Below are 4,623 nucleotides of genomic sequence, written 5' to 3' on the forward strand. Positions count from 1 at the left end.
GACTCAATGAATGCATTCCCAGTCTGAGACTGGGAACGAGGAAAAACGCTTATCAAGCTAGGTTTTTAGGACTTGTGTGTACACCGTAGCCAATGCATCGGGGGGATTAAGGGGGGTAATTCGACTTGTGGGGTTGTGGGGGGTTAGGTTTTTGATTACAGCACCTTCCTAGCTAAGGTGGTGAATAACAATTCATCATCCAAATAGCTGACACTGTGCGTTAGCGAAGCGCTGCCGCCAGAGGCAGATCGCTCCATTGGTGACACGCTAGGTTGCCAGTGAAATAACCCTTTAGTATAAGTTTGAGTCAGACTTTTGGGCGGATCTTGTAACTCATCCTGGTGAAATCGGTGTACTCCATAAAGTTCATCTACACCAAACACCCAAGTTTTATCTGCTTTTTCCAACACCACCATGCGCGAATACACCACTGGACTGAGCGTTTGTACTGCTGTATCGGCAGCTTCGAGATTCAACAAATCGCTTAAAGAAATACACAATAGTAATTCGCCTCGGATACTTACCAATCCCCGCAAGATTTGGTTGCTGCGATGCGGTAGAGTATGAACCACACTCGGAGGGGAAATTTCCTTGAAGATTTGGGCAGAAAGTGCCAGCCATTCTCGTTGCAGACGAAAAATCACAACCGTGATTTGAGTTGTGCGTAAAGCATGGGATATCTGGGAATTTTCACTAACTCTAGATTTAGCTAGTAACTGAGTCCACTCATGCCGATAATTTTCAGGTATAGAGCGCTCTAGTAAATGGCGTCCCGCAGTAGAGTAAACAGGGCAATTGCGGCAATGGGTATAGGTGGCTAATTGGGGACAGGAGCGATCGCCCTCAATGCCGATAAAATTCCAACAACGTTCAATATTTAATGGCGTAGCGATACTATCCATAAAATCTAAAATGGTATGAATATCCTCACACTCAAACAGAACTGGAATATTCTGCTTTTACTTGGAAGCGAGAAATTTCTTGACGCAATCCTTGGGAAACTTGATTGAGTTGAGCGATCGCATAATTAATTTCTCGCAGAGAATCGGCTGTTTGCAATGAAGCACTACTCAACTGCACCATCGCATCACTAATTTGTTGCGCTCCTTGAGACTGGATTTCCGTCCCTTGATTTACTGCTTCAAAACGCGGCGCTAAATATTGTACTCGATCGATAATTTGCCCCATCTGAGTACTAATATTGGCAACATCTTCTACACTTTGCCCCACTTCGGCGGTAAACTTGTCCATTTCCATCACGCCTGTAGACACAGAAGATTGCATCTGTTTTACCATTTGTTCAATATCTAACGTAGCAACAGCAGTTTGGTCTGCTAATCGGCGAATTTCTCTAGCCACTACAGCAAAACCCAAGCCGTATTCTCCGGCTTTTTCCGCTTCAATCGCAGCATTTAAAGACAACAAATTAGTTTGGTCTGCCACTTTCGTAATTGTGACAACAATATTGTTAATATTGTTAGCCTTTTCACTAATTACTCCTAATCTGGCAGCTATAGAATTGGTAGCTTTTGCTAATTGGTTCATAGTAGCTTCCATCCGCAGTAAATCTTTTTGGGTATCACTAGCTGCTGTGGTTGTAGCCTGTGACATTACTGCCACTTCTTCCATCGTTTTCACCAATTCTTTGGAAGTAGCAGAAATTTCTTTGACGGCTGCTGTAACTTCGTTAGTAGAAGCTAATTGTTCAGTAATTGTGGCTTCCAATTGCTTGCCTGATGCTGCTATTTTAGTCGTTGAGGAAGTAACCTGTATCCCAGACTGCTGTACTTGACGGATAAGTTTATTCAGGCTTTGGCTCATATTTTTGAAGGCTTTTAGAAGTTGTCCAACTTCATCTTTAGTGTTAGTTGTATCCTCAACAACTGTTTGTGTCAAATCACCAGATGAAATCTTGTGTGCCACTTCCACAACTGTGGCAATTTTACGACTTAAAACTTGGGCAATTAAAAAAGTAGAGGCCAGTGCAATTACTAATGATAATATTGATGCAATTACAGTTAACGAACTCAAAAAGAATATAGTAGATTTAGTTGAAATTACATTTTTTTCTATAGCTTGATTTTCATGCTTTTCAAATTCATCAGATATTTGTTGAAAATTTTCAAGGAGTGCAATAGTTTCTTGGAAGAAAGCTTGTTGATTAAAATTGCCTGTTGTTGCTATACCTTTTTTATAATTAACAAAATCTTCTTTATATTTATTGTAAGAAGTATAAATAAGGTGCATATTTTTTAATCTTTCTTTTTGCTGGAGATTCTCCATAGTATTATTTACTAGTTCAAATGAATTTTGAAAGTCACTCTGATCTTTTTCATACAGTTCTAAAGCATCCTTATGTATTTGAGAGTCAAGTGCATATCTACGAATTCTGCGATCCATATTGATGAGATCGATATACATCCGACCTTTAGCAACTAGGGCAGTCTGGGAAATACCTACTTGTCTAAACGTTTGTGATATTTGATTGGAAGTTGCATACACCATGATACTAAAACCAATCATTAGGACTGTTGGGATAGAAAAACCAAGTAAAGTCAAGTCTTTGATTTTCCAATTGGTAAGCATCATATCTTTCCTCAATTTTTGATTAGATTTATTGCTGATGAGTTAAACCGGAATATTCTGCTTCCACCTGAAAGCGGGCAATCTCTTGACGCAATCCTTGGGAAACTTGGTTAAGTTGGGCTATAGCATGATTAATTTCCCGCAGAGAGTCGGTAGTTTGCACAGAGGTACTGCTCAACTGCGCCATCGTCTCACTAATTTGTTGCGCTCCCACAGATTGGGTTTCCATACCCTGGTTGACAAACTCAAATCGCGGATTCAGTTCTTGCACTTGCTGGATAATTTGCCCAACCTGTATGCTGATGCTGGCAACATCTTCTATACTCCGCCCTACTTCTGCGGCAAACTTGTCCATCTCCATCACACCTGTAGAGACTGACGATTGCATCTGCTTCACCATCTGCTCAATATCGAGGGTAGCAACGGCAGTTTGATCTGCTAATCGGCGAATTTCTCTAGCAACTACAGCAAAGCCCAAGCCATACTCTCCAGCTTTTTCGGCTTCGATCGCCGCATTTAACGACAGCAGATTTGTTTGATCTGCAACTTTGGTAATTGTGACGACGATAGTATTAATGCTATTTGCCTTTTCGCTAATTACTCCCAATCGAGCAGCGATCGCATTCGTGGCTTCTGCTAACTGCCGCATAGTGGTTTCCATCCGCACTATGTCTTTTTGGCTATCATTGGCTGCTGTCGTCGTGCTTTGGGAAATGATTGCAACTTGTTCCATTGCACTGACTAATTCTCTAGAGGTAGCAGAAATTTCTTTAGTAGCGGCAGCTACCTCATTAGTAGAAGCTACTTGCTCAATCAGCGTCCCTTCTAATTGTTTACCTGAAGCTGCTATTTGAGTCGCTGAGGAAGTAACCTGTATGCCTGAATGCTGTACCTGACGAATCAGAGTGTTGAGATTCTGAGTCATGGTTTGAAAAGCAGTTAATAGTCTATTCATTTCATCTTTGCTGTTGGATTCAGCCGCGATTTTGGTTGTTAAATTACCCAGAGAAATTTGCTCTGCAACCCTAATAACACCCAAAATCTGAGATGCAATTTGTCGAGCGATTACAAACCCCAAAATAATCGCAGTTATCGGGCCAATGGCAATTCCTACAGAAATCCAGAACATACTGCGAGCCACATTTTGTTCGACCTCTTTTTGTGTATCTGACACGTAAACTTCATGAAGTTTCAAAAGTTGGTCTGCTTGATCGCTAGTTTTTTGAAATAACGGCTCTCCCCTATTTGTTACCTCATCATCAATTTGATTACGTAATTCAAACGCCCTTTGAATGTTGGCAATATCCGCGGATTTTTCTTGTCCTTGACGAATTAAATCAAGTTGTTTTTTCCAAGGATTTTTAATACCAGTCTGATTTAGCTTTTCCTCAATATCTAACAATCTTTTATGGACTGATTTCCAGGCTTCCAGTTGCTCTTTAAGTAAGTCATACTCTTGTGTTTCTTGTTCGGTGAATGGCGTTGCTTCGTACTGTTTAAGACCGTCGTTAATCTGTTTCCAAGCGTTCTGAATTTGAGTGATGACACTCTCTCTTTCACTAACAGTGATTTCAGGATTAAATAATAACCGTTCTGCCGATTGTATTTGTGTCTGACCTTCCTTAATCTTCCATGCCCCGGATAAGCTGGGGATGTTATTCAAGGTTAATGAGTTAATTGACTGATTTAACTCATTGGTAACGAACCATCCCAGCAAGGCCATTGTGAATACAAGCAGTCCTATGAATAAAAATGAAGCGATCAACCGTGTTTGCAAGGTCATGTTCTTGAACATTGGGTATCTTACTATTCCTCTGCTGCTGTAAAACGCCGTTCATCTCTTAAAATTCCCAAATCGCAAACAAGATGAACAGTCTGTATTTTTATTTTTAAACAAATTATTAAGTAGCTAGCTTAGTTCAGAGACTAGCTTTTCTTTCTGATGTGAAAGTGTTGAGTCCTGAGTAAGAAGTTTGAGTATCTGAAGTGGATGAACGGAGTTCAAAGGTGAATGAACGGAGTTCAAAGGTGGATGAA

Annotated in this window: 3 protein-coding genes; all 3 read right to left on the reverse strand. The window is 40.6% G+C overall.

Annotation, left to right across the window (positions count from 1 at the left end):
- Positions 1 to 155: 155 nt before the first annotated feature.
- From A4S05_RS37590 to A4S05_RS37600, 3 genes are read right to left on the reverse strand one after another with little or no spacing between them, the layout of a single operon-like run.
- Entirely contained in the window at positions 156 to 902 is a 747-nt protein-coding gene (locus tag A4S05_RS37590; RefSeq protein WP_069074830.1) for a chemotaxis protein CheW, read from the reverse strand.
- A 31-nt stretch (positions 903 to 933) separates the two neighbouring features.
- On the reverse strand, positions 934 to 2,586 hold the full coding sequence (locus A4S05_RS37595; RefSeq protein WP_069074831.1) for a methyl-accepting chemotaxis protein: 1,653 nt from the start codon (positions 2,584 to 2,586) through the stop codon (positions 934 to 936).
- 28 nt (positions 2,587 to 2,614) lie between these two features.
- Positions 2,615 to 4,369: a HAMP domain-containing methyl-accepting chemotaxis protein gene (locus tag A4S05_RS37600; RefSeq protein ID WP_256091400.1), complete on the reverse strand. Its 1,755-nt coding sequence runs from the start codon at positions 4,367 to 4,369 to the stop codon at positions 2,615 to 2,617.
- Positions 4,370 to 4,623: the final 254 nt, after the last annotated feature.

The sequence above is a fragment of the Nostoc sp. KVJ20 genome (genome assembly GCF_001712795.1).
Lineage (GTDB): Bacteria > Cyanobacteriota > Cyanobacteriia > Cyanobacteriales > Nostocaceae > Nostoc.

Coding starts and splice junctions, on each gene's coding strand:
- A4S05_RS37590 (WP_069074830.1), bottom strand. CDS start 902: ATGGATAGTATCGCTACGCCATTAAATATTGAACGTTGTTGGAATTTT.
- A4S05_RS37600 (WP_256091400.1), bottom strand. CDS start 4,369: ATGACCTTGCAAACACGGTTGATCGCTTCATTTTTATTCATAGGACTG.
- A4S05_RS37595 (WP_069074831.1), bottom strand. CDS start 2,586: ATGCTTACCAATTGGAAAATCAAAGACTTGACTTTACTTGGTTTTTCT.